This is a genomic window from Kiloniella laminariae DSM 19542 (genome assembly GCF_000374005.1).
GTDB classification, from domain to species: domain Bacteria; phylum Pseudomonadota; class Alphaproteobacteria; order Kiloniellales; family Kiloniellaceae; genus Kiloniella; species Kiloniella laminariae.
In genome coordinates this window covers 864,834-881,420 of record NZ_KB893134.1, presented here as the reverse complement: position 1 = coordinate 881,420, position 16,587 = coordinate 864,834, and the positions used below count along the sequence as shown (strand labels likewise).

Below are 16,587 nucleotides of genomic sequence, written 5' to 3'. Positions count from 1 at the left end.
AGGCGCTCCTTCTGGAGCGCCTTGAATCGTTTTACGGTTACAAGACCCGACCACTAACCATCACAAAATTCATATTTCCACCAATCCACTTCGAAAAATAGTGACATTTATACAAAAATAACCACATAAATTACATATTTCCCACTTTTATCCCACTTTTTTCTTGTCTGAAAACGCAAACACTCCTATGATTTTGACTTAAATAATGGTCAGAAACTGGCCGATACAAACACCTGTTTAATTCCGCACAGTTCGCTGTGCTCAGACAAAAGGAAATCCGGCATGATCAAGGCCATCACCTTTGACCTGTGGGACACTATCGTTGATGACGATTCAGATGAGCCCAAACGCGCAGCGCAAGGGTTCCGCAGCAAGAAAGAAGAACGTCGTCACATCCTCTGGACTGCACTTAATGAAGTTGAGGCAACTGATCCGACAACGGTAGCCCTCGCTTATGACGTTGCCGATGCCTCTTTCAACATTGTCTGGAAAGAACTCTTTATTAACTGGACCGTCGAGCAGCGTATCCGCGCTATTCTAAATGGTTTGGGTCGCCGCCTTCCAACCGACCTCTTCAACCGTGTTGTCAAAGACACAGGGGACATGGAGGTCAATATTCCTCCAAATGCCATCGAAGGTGTCAAGGAAGCTCTCGCTGATCTGGCGAGCCGCTACAAACTCTGCATCGTTTCCGACGCAATTGTCACACCTGGAACCGGTCTGCGCCGAATACTGGAGCAGTACGAACTGAAACAGTATTTCAGTGGCTTCGCTTTTTCAGACGAAGTCGGACATTCCAAACCACATCGTAGCATGTTTGATAGCGCGGCCAGTCAGCTGGGCGTGAAAGTCGAAGAGATGCTTCACATCGGGGATCGTGATCATAACGACATTAAAGGGCCACACGCCCTTGGCATGAAGGCAATCCTCTTCACCGCCACACGTGATGCAGACAAGGATCACACAACTGCCGATGCTATCGTAAATAGCTATGCGGATCTGCCTGCTGCAATCGATCTCCTTGCTGCAAACAGTAAATAACCGAAATCCAACGACTTCATCCGGAGAACCCCCGATGTCTCACAAACCCCGCTTCCTTGTTGTTGACGGCTATGCCAAAGAAGGTCGCGAAGGCCTGAAAGAAGGCGGAGCGTCCACTGCTGGCGACCTCTATGTCAAAATGCTGCAGCAACAGAGCCCTGGCGCCCACTGTGATATTCTTTATCCGGCCGACCCTGGCGCTGCCTTGCCAACAGGGGCTGGCCTCGATCAATACGATGGTATTGCCTGGACTGGCTCCAGCCTGACCATTCACTCTGACGACCCCAAGGTTGTCCCCCAGGTCGCCTTTGCCAAGGCTGCCTATGAAGCCCAGATCCCGAGCTTTGGCAGCTGCTGGGCAGCCCAGATTGCCGTGGTTGCAGCTGGCGGGCGTTGCGCAGTAAACCCGAAAGACCGTGAGATGGGGATAGCGCGCAAGATATCTCTGACCCCTGAAGGCCGCGCTCACCCGATGTATGAAGGCAAAAAAGCAGTTTTTGATGCCTTCATCAGCCATGATGACGAGATCACCCACCTGCCGCCGAACGGACAGATCCTCGCTTCCAACGACTGGACAGCAGTTCAGGCGGTATCTGTTACCCACAAAGGCGGCGCTTTCTGGGCCATACAATATCACCCGGAATACGACCTGCACGAGATGGCCCGACTTTGTTATTGCCGCAAACAAAAGCTGGTCGACAAGGGCTTCTTCCTCAACCTTGATGACGCCCAGAAATTTGTGGACATGCTTGAGGCCCTGCACCAAGATCCAAGCCGCAAGGACCTCTGGTGGCTGCTCGGCATTGACCATGACATTATCAATGCAGATATTCGTCAGGCCGAGGTCAAAAACTGGATCGAACGGCTTGTCATCCCGACGATGGCACGCAGAAGATAACTGCTGCAGATCTTAACACATGAAACAGGTCTGTAGCTCAGCACGAGCAACAGGCCTGTTTTTTATGAATAAAAATCAAAAGTCCACTCCCGCCCCCAGAGCCTGGCAACGTATGCTCAGTGGCCGCAGACTGGACTTGCTCGACCCTTCCCCCCTTGATGTTGAAATTGAAGATATCGCCCTTGGGCTCTCTCGCGAAGTCCGATGGAATGGCCAAACCATTGGCGAATGGGGTTACAGTATTGCCGAACACTCCCTGCTGGTTGAGGAAATCGTCGGTCTGCTGAAGCCGGATTGCTCAAAACAGGACCGCCTCGCCGCCCTGTTACACGACGCGCCCGAATACGTCATCGGCGACCTGATTACGCCGTTCAAGTATGCCATCGGCAGCAGTTATAAAGAGCTTGAAAACCGTCTAATGGAAGCAATCCACGTCAGCTTTGGCCTGCCCGCCAACCTGCCCGACCGTTTGAACAAGCTGATCAAACGCGCCGATCGCATGGCCGCCTACCTCGAAGCCACCCAGCTCGCGGGATTCAGTGACCCCGAAGCCGGCAAAATTTTCGGCAAGCCAAGAGCCCTGCCGAATATCAGAATAACTCCCATCCCCCCCCAGAAAGCCCAAGAAACTTTTATGAAACGCTTTAGACAGCTTTACTGAACAGGTAAAATCAGGCCACCCTTGGCAAACAACGGTTTTTCACGACCTGAAACACTGCTAGCCCACAGATCACGATAGCCATCGCGTACAGCAGAACAACCGGCACGTTGTATCGAGGAATACTCACCGAAACAAAAGCGTTAAATCCAACCATAAAGAAAAAGGGATAGGCAAAAAGAAGCAGGGGCCCCACTCCGGTCATTCTTTTGTAAAGAAAGAAGGCCGGGATCATGAAGAAAACACCAATCAAACCCAGATATTTTGCTACCCACATCCCGCGCAGAGCCAAAGAAAAGGTGACAAAAATGTGTTTGACCAGATCACCTAAAATATAGTCATTCACCAAAAGACTGACACGTTCTTTATCCGTCTCGGCTGCAGCATAAATGGTAGAGCGCAGAACAGAGTTGCCATAGCGGTAATACCCGTCAGAAGCCCCGAAATCGAGTTTCTGGTACAGGGCTGGATCAAATAGTGTTTTGCTCAGGGAATCTCCAAAATCCGGAAGCCAGTAGATAAAACTGGCCGCATATTCTGACCAGCTCATCATGTTATAGGCGACACGTTCCGAAAGTATGTACGAACCGTAGCCCGCACTGACACCGAAAACATCAAAATAGTACAAATTACGAAACATCCAGGGGATAACCAGAGACAAGAACGGTATTATAAAGACAGCCGTTTTCATCAAAGTCGCAACAGGTTTCCCCTTCATAACAATCCACCAGTACAAGGGGATTACGATGATGAAGGAATATACCAGATACAAATAAGATGGTCGGGTCAGAACAGATAAAGACAGTCCCAACCCCATAAGAAGGAAAGCCCACAAGCTATCCCTGACACGTGCAGCATAAGATAAAGAGGCCACAAACCCCATAAACCCGAAAAAAGCCCAGGCCTCGGTTATAAGCCAGTCCGTGTATTCGGTCAGTCGTCCAGCAGCCAGAATAAGTACCATCACCCCAAAAGAGAGGCCGTATTTCCCCGACATAAAGAGGCACGCGAGGAAGCTGAAATACACTGTCAGTGCAACAACAACTGCCTGCACAGTATAAACAGCAGCCAACCCACCAACATCACAACCATCTGATCTAGCGGCATAACATTTTAATGCCACCTCAACAGCAGGATCAGCCTGCATCATAAGATTCAGAAATGCTGGATAGAAAGGGGCGACAACGATGCCATTACCCCACGTCTTTTCGGTTGGAGTAACCGAGAAAATTACTGCCCGGTCAGCATAACCCAAGGCATCAGCAACTGGTTCTTGATACCCTGTTCTCATCATTTGGATAAAAACCACTGTCAGGCAGATCAGCAAAGGAGCAAAGAAAATTGCTTTCCCCGTGATGGCGGGCATAGAAAACCACTTCACTTTCCCCCTCCATCAACAGAGGAATTGTCTTTTAAAGCTGCAGAACGTCGAATTGTCTGTTGCAAGGGAATGCGCGGTTCATTCGTCATATCAAAATTCAAAGCAGATAAAATTAATTGCAAACCACCGATCATTGGCAGGGCGGCAAGCATCACCTGCCCCGGTGTGGCTTGTAGTCCTGAAAAAGAAGACAGATACCAATGCCAGGCACCAAACAAGACACCAAAACAGACGAGCAAAGGTCCCAGTAAAAATTCGATGGACGCAAGACTGAAATCTCTAAGCAAATAGCTATAAACAAACCGTTTTGAGGCGTTTCGTAAATGTCCCGCCAAAAAAGGAAAAACAATCTTGTGAATTTTCAAATTCGATACTTCGGTACCGTATTTCGCTTCCATTGGAATATCCTGAACGACTGCACGAGCAACATTCAGTCTGAACAGTATGTCACTTTCAAAAAAATAGTTGTTCGCAATTTTTGAGGAATCAAGCAAAGCAAAAACGGAAAGATGAATAGCAACATACCCATTCGTTGGATCCATAATCCGCCAGTAGCCTGAGGAGAATTTGTTTAAAAAACCCAATATTGCATTTCCGAAAACCCGAACTTTCGGCATTTCGAGTATGCTTCGGCTATCCCAGAAACGATTACCTTTTGTATAATCTACTTGGCCAGAAATAATCGGATTTATGAACAAGGGGATAAGCTGGGGATCCATCTGCCCGTCCCCGTCAATTTTCACAGCTATATCATGCCCGGCCTCTAACGCGGCCCCAAACCCGGTCAACATTGCCCCACCAACACCGCGATTTTCCTGGTGCCTAATAACTGTTACACGTTTATCCCGGTTGATGCTTTCTATGAAAGCTCCAGATTTATCAGGACAGGCATCATCAACACAATAAATTTCATTTACCAGATCAGGAATCGCTTCCAGTACCTGCTGGATATGCGATTTGACCTGATAACAGGGGATAACAACCGCTATAGAAGTCTTGGATATGGCTTCCATCATTGAAATACTCTTAAATCTCTTTCAAAGAAATAACGGCAATCCCTGCCATTATAAGAACCGTGCCCACAACATTTGGCCAGCCCAGACTCTCCTTGAAAATATAAGACGCAGCAACAGGCACGATCACGAAAGCCAGAGCCGTAAAAGGATAGGCAAAATTAAGGGGTACAGTTCGTAAGATCCATACCCAAACCAATGTTGCACCAGCATAAAGTGTGATCGCCACAATTAGCCAAGGGTTAAAAAGTTCCAGCAGTCCCCCGCTCCAGTTAATCTCCATTGACGCTTTTTTGAACAGCAATTGTCCCAAAGACATAACCAACGTGAAAAGAACCAAGATCAAGATTTTCATGCTATAACTTTTCACTAATAATATGTTCCATTACTGGCCACCACCTAGATCAGTCGCCAACACCCCCACCCTCCGGTTCTTGATATAGGTATAATCATCGCATCACAATACCAGACACTATCGCGGCATAAACAGCATTTCACTTTTCTGATGAACCGGGAAAATACCTAGACAATTCAAAGACCATTAAGGATAGTTCAGGGCAGGACATTGATCAATCACGCTTATGGATTTTAACCTTTGGAATTCTATCCAGTAAACACAACTCTCAATTTGATCAGCGAATACTCTAAACTCTTTAGTCTTTGTTTTTCGAACGCTCGCCATCTTACCGATACAAATGAAGCCCGGAAATATCTGCAATGGCTCTATAGAGACAATCCTGAGGGAAAAGTCGTTGGTTATGATGCCTGGGAAGGGGATACCCTGGCAGCCCATTACTCCACTATTCCTGTAAACTGGTCTTTCTCCGGGAATTGCTACAAAGGACTACTATCTCTCAATACGGCGACCCATCCTGAATTTAGAGGAAAAGGCCTATTCACCCAACTCGCGGAAAAAACCTATCAAGCCGCTCAAAGCCAAGGATATGATTTTATCATCGGTGTTGCCAATCACAACTCAACACCAGGCTTTCTCCGCAAACTGGGTTTTTCCCTTGTAACACCTTTACAAGCACGCATTGGTCTTGGAGCGCTACCGACAAGGACCCGCGAATATTTACAAACATCACCTTCACTCACTCGCCATAATTGGAATGAAACATCGCTTAGCTGGCGCCTTTCCAATCCCAACAATCCGGGATGCATCACGGGATCTAACTCGCAACTTGCCCAGATAGAAGCACGTACAAACAAACCATTTTTCAATGCATACGCAGAAATCCCACATCAAGGAAACACCATCGACTTCCCCAAGTCTGGCTTTGGTTTCAGGTTAATGTTAGGAACATTACCAGAGAACCTCTCCTGGGGGGGATATCTGCCAGTGCCTGACAAGTTGAAGCCATCTCCGTTAAATTTGATTTATCTTCCCTTGCAAGGAGATAATCTACAATTGGACAATCAACAGCTATACTTTAACTTTCTTGATTTTGATGCTTATTAATAAGGTCATATAACATTGTTACACGTCTTTCTTTTTTCTCATCAGGATGATGAATTTGGCGTTTTCAAAGTCATCGAAGGCCTAAAAGACAATCTTGAAAATGCTCATTTTATCTACCTTACTTCGGGAACTTTTGACGGCAATATTTCTGCTTCCCGCAACAAGGAAAGTCTTAATGTTCTCTCTAAATTTGGCATCACTTCCGAACAGGTACATTTTATAGGGGGCCAGCAACAAATTGCAGACGGACAACTCTATAAAAATCTTTCCGCAGCAGAGAATACACTTCACCATCTTTTCAAAAAGATTGGCGTACCAGACACATTATATATCCATGCTTGGGAAGGTGGGCATCAAGATCATGATGCTGCTCATCTCCTTGGCTTAGCTTTAGCAACGAGATATAATTGCCTGAAAAACACCTTCCAGTTTTCTCTTTATAACGGTTACGCTCTCCCATGGATTTTTTACAGGGTTTTAACCCCTATTTCTCACAACGGCGAAATTATTAAGATCCGCATATCTTGGAAAGAGCGTTGGCGTTACCTAAAGCATTGTTGCAGTTACCCCTCACAACTTAAAACCTGGATTGGCCTTTTTCCCTTCACTCTTTGTCACTACCTATTTGATGGACACCAAAAACTACAGCCTTGTTCTCTAGAGCCTATTATAAAAGCACCACACGAAGGCACCCTTCTCTATGAAGCACGGAAAGTAACGAGCTACGGTGAATTCAGTGAAAAAACCACAGGGTTCATTCAAAAACTTGTTAAAGAGTCCAAAGAACAATAATAAGGCCCTTCATATAGTTTCACTCAAATAACTCTCTTTGTGATTCAACGGCATATTCTCTGACAAAATTCCTCGGCAACCTTGTGGAACTCCTTGACGACCCTCAAGTCCCGGCGGCGTTTGAGGGTCAACATATATTCTGTGGTTTCCAGTTGTGATTCTTCAACATCGAACACCTGAATTCGGTTGTCTGCGGGAAGTTCGTGAGAGGAAACAATACCCAACCCGAGGCCGGCGGCAACAACTTCCAGCAAGGTTTCTCTGCTTTCGACCTCCATTACTGGAGTAATAGAAACCCGGGCTTTTTTACAGGCGGCCTCGAACACCTGCCGGGTGAGGGATTGCGGTTCCCGCCAGATCATCCGCTCTCCCCTCAGTTCTTCCAGGAGAAGGCTTTGTCTTCCTGCCTGTGCAAGGGGATGATCCCGGCGAGAGAAAACCACCACGCGGTGCCTGTTAAATGCCAAGGCCTCAACCAACGGGTTTTCCTCCCAGCCCGTCTGCATTGCCACATCAACCTTTTCACTGAGCAGATCTGCGGTGACTTTCTGCGAGTTTCCTATCTTCAGATCAATATGCACCCCAGGAAACTTCTCCTGAAAAGCAGCAAGGATCGGCACGATAAAATAGGGACTTCCCGCCGCAATCCGAAGATTGCCCCGGGTTAACGCTCGGGTAGCTGAAAGCAGGTCTGCGGCCTCAACTTCCAGGGCAAAGATCTGTCGGGTCAACACAACCAGCTCCGCCCCGGCTTCCGTCAATTCAACCCCCTTGCTCCCACGTCGGAACAGACCGGTCTCATAGGTTTCTTCCAGTGCCTTGATATGTGCGGTCACAGCTGGCTGACTGATCGAGAGCCATTCTGCGGCCCGGGTGAAACTGCCCTCACGGGCAACAGCATTAAAAGCACGAAGTTGGGAAAGGTTCATCTATGATATAATCTAAAGTTATAAATAGAATAAATAACTATGATTAGAGTTATATCATATATATCCGCATACTCCAGAGCAGATCGAAAACTCTCGCGCATTCCCCTACTCAAGGAAAAGTCCATGCCCGCTTCCCGTCCTGAGACCTACAGCACACCGCAAGGCGCGGAAGGTGACGTCAACCATTCCCCCCGTCGCCGGGACTGGCATGACAGAAATATCGACAGTGATGCAAAAGAACTCCTTGAGCGGGATCAGAAGGTCTTCCTGCACCAGTCGGTTTCCACCCCTTGCCTGTCAGTTATCCGCAAGGCTGAAGGTATTTGGATTGAGGACAATCGCGGGCACCGCTTTATGGATTTCCACGGCAATAACGTGCACCACATCGGCTATGGCCACCCCCGTCTGAAAGAGGCAATCAAGAAACAGCTGGATGATCTGCCCTTTGCCCCTCGTCGTTTCACCTGTGATCCCGCAGTAGAACTGGCGGAAAAGCTTGTTGAACTGGCCCCTGGCGATCTGGGCAAGGTGCTCTTTGCCACTGGCGGCTCAGATGCAATCGAGATCGCGCTGGCTTATGCCCGGGCCAAAACCGGACGTTTCAAGACCATTTCCTTCTGGGATTCCTTTCACGGCGCAGGTTTTGGCGCCCGTTCTATCGGCGGAGAGGAAATGTTCCGCTCCGGGCCGATTGGCCCGCTTTTACCGGGGACAGAGCATGTCCCGCCCTTTGGCGATTATCGCAATGCCTGGGGCGTACGTGAAGGATCAGCTGACCTTTGCGCCAACACCATCCGTTATGTGCTGGAAAAAGAAGGGGATGTCGCCGCCGTCATCGCAGAACCAACCCGCGCCGTTCCCTACATCGCCCCGCCCGGTTTCTGGCAGAAAGTGCGTCAGGCCTGTACGGATCATGGCGCTTTGTTGATCTTTGATGAAATCCCCACAGGCCTTGGCAAAACCGGTAAAATGTTCTCCTGCGAACACGACGCTGTTGTCCCGGACATTCTCGTGGTTGGTAAAAGTCTCGGTGGTGGTATCCTGCCCATCGCGGCCACCATCTGTCGACCTGAACTGGATATTGCCGACAAATACGCCTATGGCCACTACACGCACGAGAAAAACCCGGTGACCACCCGTGCCGCCCTGACCACCCTGCAGATCATCGAAGACGAAGGGTTGGTCGAAAATGCCGCGACTGTCGGCAAATACGCCTTTGAACGTTTGCAGGAAATGATGGAACGCCACCCTCTAATCGGCGATGTTCGCGGGCGCGGTTGCCTCTTTGGGGCTGAACTGGTGACCGATCGAGACAGCCGGGCTCCCGCCAATGACGCCGCTGACATGGTGCTCTATCGTGCTCTCGACAAAGGCCTGAGCTTCAAGACCACCATGGGCAACGTCCTGACCTTCACCCCGGCCCTGATTACAAGCCGATCCGAAATGGATCAGGCGATGAACATCATTGATGAAAGCCTGGGCGAAGTGGAAAAGGAGTTGGGATATTGTTAGAGCAGACAAAATTAGGGAACCAATTGTTTCATCAAACACAAGAGCCTAATCTTAATCTATGACCAGTATTCTATACCGTCGGGCCACTGAAGCTGACTTGCCCGCAATTGTTTCTCTGCTTGCTGATGATCCGCTAGGAACCAGCAGAGAGGATGTTTCTTTTCCACCCAATCGGAAATATGTCAAAGCCTTCACTGCGATTAACCGTGACCCCAATCAGCTTCTCGCGGTGGTGGAGCTGGAGAAGGAAATTATCGGCTGCCTGCAGCTGAGTTTTATCCCTGGCCTTTCTCGACTCGGCATGTGGCGTGGTCAAATCGAGAGCGTGCGTATTGCAACAGGTCATCGGCGTGACGGATTGGGCCGGAAGATGTTCAACTGGGCCATAGAGCAATGCCGGGAACAGGGCTGCGAACTGGTCCAGCTCAATACAGACAAGTCCCGCCCCGAAGCCATCAGATTTTATGAGAAACTCGGCTTCAAAGCCAGCCATGAAGGCATGAAACTGGTCCTGATGGAAAAGAATCCATCACCTTAACTTTCTTCCCCCCTTCAGACAGCCTGCCCGAGTTAAAGCCTTAACCCTGATGGCATGTCATCTAGCGCTCAAACATAAGGCCGCGTTCACAGCAGCCTTATGTTAAGGATCAGAAAATTTTAGCCCAAGGCCTATCCACGGATAGCCTGCTCCAGATCTTCTTTGAGATCCTCGACATCTTCCAGTCCAACCGAGATTCGCAAGAAACTCTGGGTGATGCCGACAGCCAGTCTTTCCTCTTCGCTCAAGCGCTGGTGCGTGGTTGAGGAAGGGTGGGTAATCAGGGTTTTGGCGTCTCCAAGATTGTTGGAAATATCTGCAACCCGTAAACGATTGAGAACCTTAAAAGCAGCATCCTTGCCCCCCTCAAGCTCCAGACCAATCAGGGTACTGCCCTTGCCCGACATCTGGGCCATTGCCAGTTTGTGCTGGGGGTGGGATTTCAGCCCCGGATAGATAACTTTCCTGAGGCCCGGTAAGGTTTCCAGATGCATTGCCAAAGCAAGGGCATTGTCACTCATCCGATCAACTCGCAAACCAAGCGTCTCAAGTCCCTTGAGCATCGTCCAGGCATTGAACGGGCTCATCGACGGGCCGGTATGACGGTAAAAATCCTTCAGGTGATCGGCATCAAACTCCTTGCTGCAGAGGATCGCCCCGCCCATGCAGCGTCCTTGGCCATCAATATGCTTGGTTGTGGAATAGACAACAATATCTGCGCCGTATTCCAACGGCTTTTGCAACATGGGTGTGGCAAAAACATTGTCGACAATCACCAGCGCCCCTGCAGCATGCGCCATGTCACAAACTGCTTTGAGGTCAATGATATCCAGCGCGGGGTTGGAAGGTGTCTCCACAAGAACGGCTTTTGCGCCCTTGCACAGCGCGGCTTCCCAGGCTTTCAGATCCGTGCCGTCAACGACTTCGGTTTCTACGCCATACCGCGGGAGAAGTTCATTGAGAATATAGAGGCACGAGCCAAAGAGCGCCTTGGCACCAACAACCCGATCCCCTGCCTTTACCTGAGACAAGAGAGCTGCACTAACCGCTGCCATCCCGCTGGCTGTTCCACGGCAGACTTCAGCCCCTTCAAGCAACCGCATCCGTTCTTCAAACATGGAGAGCGTCGGGTTGGCATAGCGGGAATAGACATAGCGCTCGCGCTCTCCGTTAAAGGCCTGTTCAGCTTCTTCTGCAGAGGCATAGACATAACCCGAGTTGAGAAACATTGCCTCGCTGGTTTCATCAAATCCGCTGCGCATGAGCCCGCCACGCACCAGTTCTGTCTGGGGGCGAAGTCTGCGTGCTGAAACCTTTGAAGTACTATCTGTCATCTCTCTCATCCATATTATTATCCAGCCGCTTCAGGCTGGAGAGCCTATAAGCAGCCTTCAGGCTGCTTTCATCTGGGAAAACCGTTTCTCAGTTCTGTTTCCAGGGAAGTCCGGATGCTTTCCACCCGGCAACCGCTCCGCGGTGCCCCTCAGCATCAGGAGGGCCTTCAAAACCCTGTTCGATATTGTAGCAGTTTGTATAGCCTGCAGCGGTCAGTGCAACCGCGGCCGACACAGACCGTACACCAGAGCGACAAAGCAGGTAAACAGCTTGATCTTTCTGGGTGGCCAGCTCCCGCACCGCTTCAACAAAATTCGGGTTCACTTGCATCTGTGGATAGACCTGCCACGACAAACAGTGAACCTGTTTCCCTGCAGCAGAAAGATCCGGCACGCCAACAAACTGGAATTCCGGGATTGTCCGCACATCGACGAGAATGGCGCTTTGATCTTCTTGCAAAGCCTTCCAGGCGGCCGCAACAGATACATCGCCTGCGTAATCCTGTCCCATATAACCAACTCCTTCTTCCCTGAGCCGCTTATTAATATGGAGAATTAGGGATTTTAAAACCTTTTTCGACCAATACTTATCTCAAATGCTTATGATTTGGGATTCTGGTATGTCTGATTTAGAAGAACTTCGCCAAAGAGTGGAAGCCGCCGAGGGCCGTTTTGGCCTTCTTGCTGATCAGCAGCAAGGTTATAGTAAACGCCTGATTGCCCTGCTCAATGTGACTGAGCAGAAAGATCAGGTGATTGTCAAACTTGAGGGAGAAAATGAACAGCTGCGCTCCATGCTCTTCTCTCTCCTGCAGGCAATCGAGAGCGGAAACACCAGTGATACGCTGCACGATATGGATGCCCGGATCTCAGCCATGACCGGGGAAACCCTTGCAATTACAGCGAAAGAAAACACAGAGACGGATGATGAAATTCATCACCTGGAGATTGACGACCAGGAAATTTCAGAGATTGCAGAAGAAGCAGGTGGTGTTGAAGAGTTCGAAGTAACCGAAGAAGACGCAGCCTCTGCTGAAGAGCAAAGTGACGTTACCGCAGACCAGGACAAAGCACCCGCTACCGCGCTCGAAACAGATGAAACTGCAGACAACGAAACGCCGACCTCTGAAAATGAGGAAAAAGATGAAGCCCCAGACGATGAGGCTGATGACTTTGCTTTGGACGACGACTCTGAAGATGCCCTGATTGCCGAGATTGCAGAAAATCTTGAGGAAGTTCTTCCCGAGGATTTCGCAGACGAGGATTCTGGTGAGGATTCTGGTGAGGATTCTGGTGAGGAAAGTGATGACACAGCTTCTGCAGAGGAAGAAGACGATTCTTTTGAAATTGCTGATATGGAACTTGAAGATGCCGGGCTTGAAGCTAGCGACGGAAATGCCGGACTAGCTGAAGATGCAGAAAGCGATGACATCGGGGCGGACGATTCCGAAGAAAATCTCTCTGACAGTATCGACAGTTTCCTTGAGAAGAATGCCCAAGAGGATGAAACACCTCCTGCCAAACCGGAAATCGAGGATATTATGGAAAGAATCAGCAAACAGGCACTGGCACAAAATGACTGACCTCTTCACCGTTACTCAGCTTACGGCTTCGTTACGCTGATTGCGGTCTTTTATTCCAGCGCCAGACTCCAGAGCCAGAACAACGTGATCTCACACTTTCTAAAGCTGTACCTGCCTTCGATGGTTTTACTTTCGGTCGCAGTATATCTTGCTCTTTATCCCCAAAGCTACCCTGCCCCGGTCTCCCTTCTTCTGGAGGGTGCTCCTGTCGCTTTGCCCATTTTCGGGGCAAGTATCTGTTTCTGGATTAGAAAATCAAACCCTGTCTTTGTCTTTTCCCTTGTTGCCATCTTCGCCTATTTTGTTGATGCTCTTTCGGCAACGCAGACAGTCGCCGTCTATATCGTCCTTCCCCTCTGCTGGCTTGTCCTGGCGTTAAGTGAAGAACGCGGCTTGCTCACCCCCGCAGGTTTTACCAAGGCCGTCAGTCTTCTTGTTCTTGCCCTTGTCATTATGTCTCTCGACTATCCCGCGGATGATCTCGGGATCTTTGCGAACTTCTGGATTGATCTGCACTATGTCCTGCACTGGCGCCCGAGCTGGGGGCCGGGACTCGCTCTTCCAGCTTTGGCGTTGGCGACTTTCGCCCTGGCAACCCTGTTTCTCACTGTGCGTCTGGCTAGGAAACATCGCCCTTTGGATGCTGGCTATCTCGGGGCGTTAATCGCCCTTTTTGGCGGGGGCCTGCGTCAAGGTGATCAGAGCGCAACAGCCATTTTCCTGATCCTGATCTCCCTGCTCCTGATTCTGGCCCTGTTCCAGGAATCTCATCGCATGGCCTTTCTCGATGAACTGACCGGGATACCCGGCCGTCGTGCTTTGCTTGCCGATATGAAGAAGCTCGGACGGCGTTATTCACTGGCCATGGTCGATGTCGATTTTTTCAAAAAATTCAACGACAGCTATGGTCATGATGTTGGTGACCAGGTCCTGCGCATGATCGCTTCCCGTCTCAACCAGACGGGGGGGGGCAGTCGGGCCTATCGCTATGGCGGCGAAGAATTTACCCTGCTTTTTCCTGGCAAGGACGCCAAAGAAGCCATCGACTATCTTGAAGATGTCAGAGAGCGGATCGAAAAAACGGCTTTTGTGGTCAGAGGCCAGGATCGTCCGAACAAAAAGCCCAAAAGAGCCCCGGGTCAATCCGGAAACAAAAGGGTCAAGATTACCGTTTCAATCGGCATATCCGAGCGCAAAGACAAACAGGATGAACCTGAAGACATTATGAAAAATGCTGATCGGGCACTCTACAAAGCCAAGGATAAAGGCCGCAACTGCGTTATCCGGAACTAATCAAAAACAAAGATAGAGGCCTCTTTTCACAGTAGCGCCTTGGTAAACACAACCTGGGCCACCCTGAGATTCTCCTGACGTGCATCAAAGCTGTTGATACAGGCTCCAAGATAAAACTCCCACATACGACAGAATTCTTCATCATACCCCTCTTCAGCCAACGCCGTTTTTGCCCGGCGAAAGCGCTCGCGCCAGAATCTGAGGGTCCGGGCATAATTTTCGCCCGCATGACTGTAGACAGCTTCAACATTCAGGCCTGCCTCTTCTGCCGGCCTGATCATCTCGGAAATGGCAGGAATATAGCCTCCAGGAAAAATATTCTGATCAATCCAGCGGCTGGTGGTATCTGATTCACGCCGAACAATACTGTGGACAACAGCCCGCCCGTCTTGTTTCAATAAACGGAAAATTGTGTCAAAGAAGATCCGATATTGTGTCATCCCCACATGTTCATACATACCGACAGAGACAATTCGATCATAATAAGCAGACTCCCCTTCCCTGTGTTGCCGATAATCACAGAGTTCATAAACCAGCTTTCCCGCCTTTTCCTCACCGATTTCTTCTTTTCGCAGATTGGCCAGTTCGAACTGTTCACGGGAAAGCGTAATCCCCGTCACTTCAGCATCACTGGCCAGCGCAAGAGCACGGGTTAATCCCCCCCAGCCCGAACCTATATCAAGTACAGTTTGGGTTTTGTCATTCAGCGCAAGACGCTCCAGGGTGGTACAGACCTTGTTTTTTTGTGCCCGCTCCAGATCGTCGCTTTCTTTTTCAAAAAAAGCGCAGGAATAAAACATCTCCGGATCCAGGAATGCGCGATATAATCTGTTCCCCAGATCATAGTGATGACGCACTCTGTGACTGGAAAGATGCACAGGACTGTATTGACGCAGGTGAAAAAATCTCTTTTTTATCCGGGAAATCATTCCGCGAAAGGCTTTGCAGGGAGCCTGTTTCTCATTCTCAAGCAACAGGAAAATAAGGTCTTCCAACTCTCCTTTTGTTACCCACCACTTCCCGGCGACAAAAGCATTCGGCAGGGAAGGATCAGGCCGAAGGAACATCAGCAGCACGTTTTTCAAAGTCGGCAGGGTCATACCACAGATATTCCCGCTGCCATCCCCCAGCTCAACAACGGCACCTTTGGGCAAGGTCACCTCGAGCCGACCACTTCGGACAATTTTTGAAAGTAACCATAGCGCCAGAGACGATCCAAGGCCGTCGCAGGCAGTGTGTTTGAAAAATCGGTTTTCCTGCAGAAAGCTCATCGCTTAAAACCTTCCAGAAAATATATCTAGGCACCGGATCACCTGGAAGACTCTTACAATCAGGTAACCCCAAATCGAAGATCACTTTTTCAATGCAATGTCAGAAACAAGGAAAGAACACGTCATAACGCTAGATAAACCCTGAGGCTCGATGAACCCTGAGATTTGATAAACAGGGCCCCCTCCTTGTTTAGCTTCCAGTATAAACCGAAATCAATCCAGGAGTGAAGATGGTGCGATTCCTCACCTCTGAGCAATAAAATCAATAACAAAAGGGCATAGAGAAAAGTCATCCTCTACGCCCCTTGTACTTCTCGAGAACAACTTGCCCCGATCCTTAATTATGGCTTTACTCAGTCGTGTCCGTTCAACAGGGTCGCATCGCTGTCATCAATCGGCACACCCGGTGTACTCTTCGAAGTTCGGATAACCTGAATCGTCTGGACTGTTGCAACGTGGGGAGCTGCAGTAAGCTTGCCCGTCAACTGGTTCTCATGCGCCGTATTCCGGGCCACCAGTTTGAGCACAAAGTCATTCGAACCGCGGGTCATGCTGCATTCGCGGACCTCTGGCCATTCCTTCATATAACTCTCGAACTCCTGAAGCACCTGCTCGGACTGGCCGGCCAAACCAACCAGAGCATAAAAGGCAACTTCATACCCCAATGCCTCTGCCTCAAGTTCCGCATGATATCCCTTGATATAGCCAGCCTCTTCAAGAGCCCTGACCCGCCGCAAGCAGGGAGGAGCCGAGATTCCAGCACGTCGGGCAAGCTCAACGTTTGTGACACGTCCGTCTTCCTGAAGATCCTGAAGGATACGAAGATCAATACGATCTAGTTTTACGCGGCGCATACAAAGGTCCTGTTTACTGATTTCCGGT

Annotated in this window: 17 protein-coding genes; 9 read left to right on the top strand and 8 right to left on the bottom strand. The window is 49.5% G+C overall.

Translation table 11 applies throughout. The features are described from left to right. Window positions 1–282: 282 nt before the first annotated feature. The 3 genes from B152_RS24945 (at window position 283) to B152_RS0104290 (ending at window position 2,600) form a co-directional block, all read left to right on the top strand. Window positions 283–1,041, top strand: a complete 759-nt coding sequence (locus B152_RS24945) for an HAD family hydrolase (RefSeq protein WP_020591157.1) — start codon at window positions 283–285, stop codon at window positions 1,039–1,041. Window positions 1,042–1,075: 34 nt separating this feature from the next. Continuing rightward, the gene (locus B152_RS0104295; RefSeq protein WP_020591156.1) at window positions 1,076–1,939 is read left to right on the top strand and encodes a type 1 glutamine amidotransferase; all 864 of its coding nucleotides are present in this window, start codon (window positions 1,076–1,078) and stop codon (window positions 1,937–1,939) included. A gap of 64 nt (window positions 1,940–2,003) precedes the next feature. Beyond that, a complete protein-coding gene (locus tag B152_RS0104290; RefSeq protein WP_026261276.1) occupies window positions 2,004–2,600 on the top strand; it encodes a YfbR-like 5'-deoxynucleotidase in 597 nt (198 codons plus the stop codon). A 10-nt stretch (window positions 2,601–2,610) separates the two neighbouring features. Here the strand turns inward: B152_RS0104290 and B152_RS0104285 are convergent, their stop codons facing one another. Genes B152_RS0104285 through B152_RS0104275 form a run of 3 tightly spaced genes read right to left on the bottom strand, consistent with a single transcriptional unit; the run spans window position 2,611 to window position 5,346 of the window. After that, the gene (locus B152_RS0104285) at window positions 2,611–3,978 is read right to left on the bottom strand and encodes a hypothetical protein (RefSeq protein WP_157230793.1); all 1,368 of its coding nucleotides are present in this window, start codon (window positions 3,976–3,978) and stop codon (window positions 2,611–2,613) included. Continuing rightward, the gene (locus B152_RS0104280) at window positions 3,975–4,994 is read right to left on the bottom strand and encodes a glycosyltransferase family 2 protein (RefSeq protein ID WP_020591153.1); all 1,020 of its coding nucleotides are present in this window, start codon (window positions 4,992–4,994) and stop codon (window positions 3,975–3,977) included. Before B152_RS0104280 ends, B152_RS0104285 begins: the two co-directional genes overlap by 4 nt. Before the next feature lie 10 nt (window positions 4,995–5,004). Beyond that, window positions 5,005–5,346, bottom strand: a complete 342-nt coding sequence (locus tag B152_RS0104275) for an EamA family transporter (RefSeq protein ID WP_020591152.1) — start codon at window positions 5,344–5,346, stop codon at window positions 5,005–5,007. Window positions 5,347–5,586: 240 nt separating this feature from the next. Here B152_RS0104275 and B152_RS25760 point away from each other — a divergent pair, with 240 nt between their 5' ends. Both B152_RS25760 and B152_RS22470 read left to right on the top strand, forming a co-directional pair. After that, a complete protein-coding gene (locus B152_RS25760; RefSeq protein WP_083921799.1) occupies window positions 5,587–6,453 on the top strand; it encodes a GNAT family N-acetyltransferase in 867 nt (288 codons plus the stop codon). Between the two features lie 15 nt (window positions 6,454–6,468). Further along, complete coding sequence (locus B152_RS22470; protein ID WP_020591150.1) at window positions 6,469–7,245, top strand: PIG-L deacetylase family protein; 777 nt, start codon at window positions 6,469–6,471, stop codon at window positions 7,243–7,245. Window positions 7,246–7,289: 44 nt separating this feature from the next. On the opposite strand, the gene B152_RS0104260 is transcribed toward B152_RS22470, so the two are convergent. Next, complete coding sequence (locus B152_RS0104260) at window positions 7,290–8,174, bottom strand: LysR substrate-binding domain-containing protein (protein ID WP_020591149.1); 885 nt, start codon at window positions 8,172–8,174, stop codon at window positions 7,290–7,292. A gap of 123 nt (window positions 8,175–8,297) precedes the next feature. Here B152_RS0104260 and pbfA point away from each other — a divergent pair, with 123 nt between their 5' ends. Both pbfA and B152_RS0104250 read left to right on the top strand, forming a co-directional pair. Then, window positions 8,298–9,686, top strand: a complete 1,389-nt coding sequence (gene pbfA / locus B152_RS0104255) for a (R)-1-hydroxy-2-aminoethylphosphonate ammonia-lyase (RefSeq protein ID WP_020591148.1) — start codon at window positions 8,298–8,300, stop codon at window positions 9,684–9,686. A 58-nt stretch (window positions 9,687–9,744) separates the two neighbouring features. Further along, window positions 9,745–10,224, top strand: a complete 480-nt coding sequence (locus B152_RS0104250) for a GNAT family N-acetyltransferase (protein ID WP_020591147.1) — start codon at window positions 9,745–9,747, stop codon at window positions 10,222–10,224. 131 nt (window positions 10,225–10,355) lie between these two features. On the opposite strand, the gene metZ is transcribed toward B152_RS0104250, so the two are convergent. Both metZ and B152_RS0104240 read right to left on the bottom strand, forming a co-directional pair. After that, window positions 10,356–11,567 (bottom strand): O-succinylhomoserine sulfhydrylase, encoded by a 1,212-nt coding sequence (gene metZ / locus B152_RS0104245; protein WP_020591146.1) that lies wholly within the window; start codon window positions 11,565–11,567, stop codon window positions 10,356–10,358. A gap of 79 nt (window positions 11,568–11,646) precedes the next feature. Further along, on the bottom strand, window positions 11,647–12,069 hold the full coding sequence (locus B152_RS0104240) for a rhodanese-like domain-containing protein (protein WP_020591145.1): 423 nt from the start codon (window positions 12,067–12,069) through the stop codon (window positions 11,647–11,649). 109 nt (window positions 12,070–12,178) lie between these two features. On the opposite strand from B152_RS0104240, the gene B152_RS0104235 reads away from it, so the two are divergent. Both B152_RS0104235 and B152_RS22465 read left to right on the top strand, forming a co-directional pair. Further along, window positions 12,179–13,141: a midas domain-containing protein gene (locus tag B152_RS0104235; RefSeq protein WP_157230792.1), complete on the top strand. Its 963-nt coding sequence runs from the start codon at window positions 12,179–12,181 to the stop codon at window positions 13,139–13,141. A 120-nt stretch (window positions 13,142–13,261) separates the two neighbouring features. Continuing rightward, the gene (locus tag B152_RS22465; protein ID WP_051082930.1) at window positions 13,262–14,434 is read left to right on the top strand and encodes a GGDEF domain-containing protein; all 1,173 of its coding nucleotides are present in this window, start codon (window positions 13,262–13,264) and stop codon (window positions 14,432–14,434) included. Between the two features lie 26 nt (window positions 14,435–14,460). Here the strand turns inward: B152_RS22465 and B152_RS22460 are convergent, their stop codons facing one another. After that, on the bottom strand, window positions 14,461–15,705 hold the full coding sequence (locus B152_RS22460; RefSeq protein ID WP_020591142.1) for an SAM-dependent methyltransferase: 1,245 nt from the start codon (window positions 15,703–15,705) through the stop codon (window positions 14,461–14,463). A gap of 353 nt (window positions 15,706–16,058) precedes the next feature. Further along, window positions 16,059–16,559 carry an Lrp/AsnC family transcriptional regulator gene (locus B152_RS0104215; RefSeq protein ID WP_020591140.1) on the bottom strand — a complete coding sequence of 167 codons (501 nt, stop codon included), beginning with the start codon at window positions 16,557–16,559 and terminating at the stop codon, window positions 16,059–16,061. Between the last annotated feature and the right edge of the window lie 28 nt (window positions 16,560–16,587).

Bases quoted from the DNA above. Each gene is read 5' to 3' on its own strand.
- B152_RS24945 (WP_020591157.1), top strand. From the start codon at position 283: ATGATCAAGGCCATCACCTTTGACCTGTGGGACACTATCGTTGATGAC.
- B152_RS0104295 (WP_020591156.1), top strand. From the start codon at position 1,076: ATGTCTCACAAACCCCGCTTCCTTGTTGTTGACGGCTATGCCAAAGAA.
- B152_RS0104290 (WP_026261276.1), top strand. From the start codon at position 2,004: ATGAATAAAAATCAAAAGTCCACTCCCGCCCCCAGAGCCTGGCAACGT.
- B152_RS0104280 (WP_020591153.1), bottom strand. From the start codon at position 4,994: ATGATGGAAGCCATATCCAAGACTTCTATAGCGGTTGTTATCCCCTGT.
- B152_RS0104275 (WP_020591152.1), bottom strand. From the start codon at position 5,346: ATGAAAATCTTGATCTTGGTTCTTTTCACGTTGGTTATGTCTTTGGGA.
- B152_RS0104260 (WP_020591149.1), bottom strand. From the start codon at position 8,174: ATGAACCTTTCCCAACTTCGTGCTTTTAATGCTGTTGCCCGTGAGGGC.
- pbfA (WP_020591148.1), top strand. From the start codon at position 8,298: ATGCCCGCTTCCCGTCCTGAGACCTACAGCACACCGCAAGGCGCGGAA.
- B152_RS0104250 (WP_020591147.1), top strand. From the start codon at position 9,745: ATGACCAGTATTCTATACCGTCGGGCCACTGAAGCTGACTTGCCCGCA.
- metZ (WP_020591146.1), bottom strand. From the start codon at position 11,567: ATGAGAGAGATGACAGATAGTACTTCAAAGGTTTCAGCACGCAGACTT.
- B152_RS0104240 (WP_020591145.1), bottom strand. From the start codon at position 12,069: ATGGGACAGGATTACGCAGGCGATGTATCTGTTGCGGCCGCCTGGAAG.
- B152_RS0104235 (WP_157230792.1), top strand. From the start codon at position 12,179: ATGTCTGATTTAGAAGAACTTCGCCAAAGAGTGGAAGCCGCCGAGGGC.
- B152_RS22465 (WP_051082930.1), top strand. From the start codon at position 13,262: ATGGTTTTACTTTCGGTCGCAGTATATCTTGCTCTTTATCCCCAAAGC.
- B152_RS22460 (WP_020591142.1), bottom strand. From the start codon at position 15,705: ATGAGCTTTCTGCAGGAAAACCGATTTTTCAAACACACTGCCTGCGAC.
- B152_RS0104215 (WP_020591140.1), bottom strand. From the start codon at position 16,559: ATGCGCCGCGTAAAACTAGATCGTATTGATCTTCGTATCCTTCAGGAT.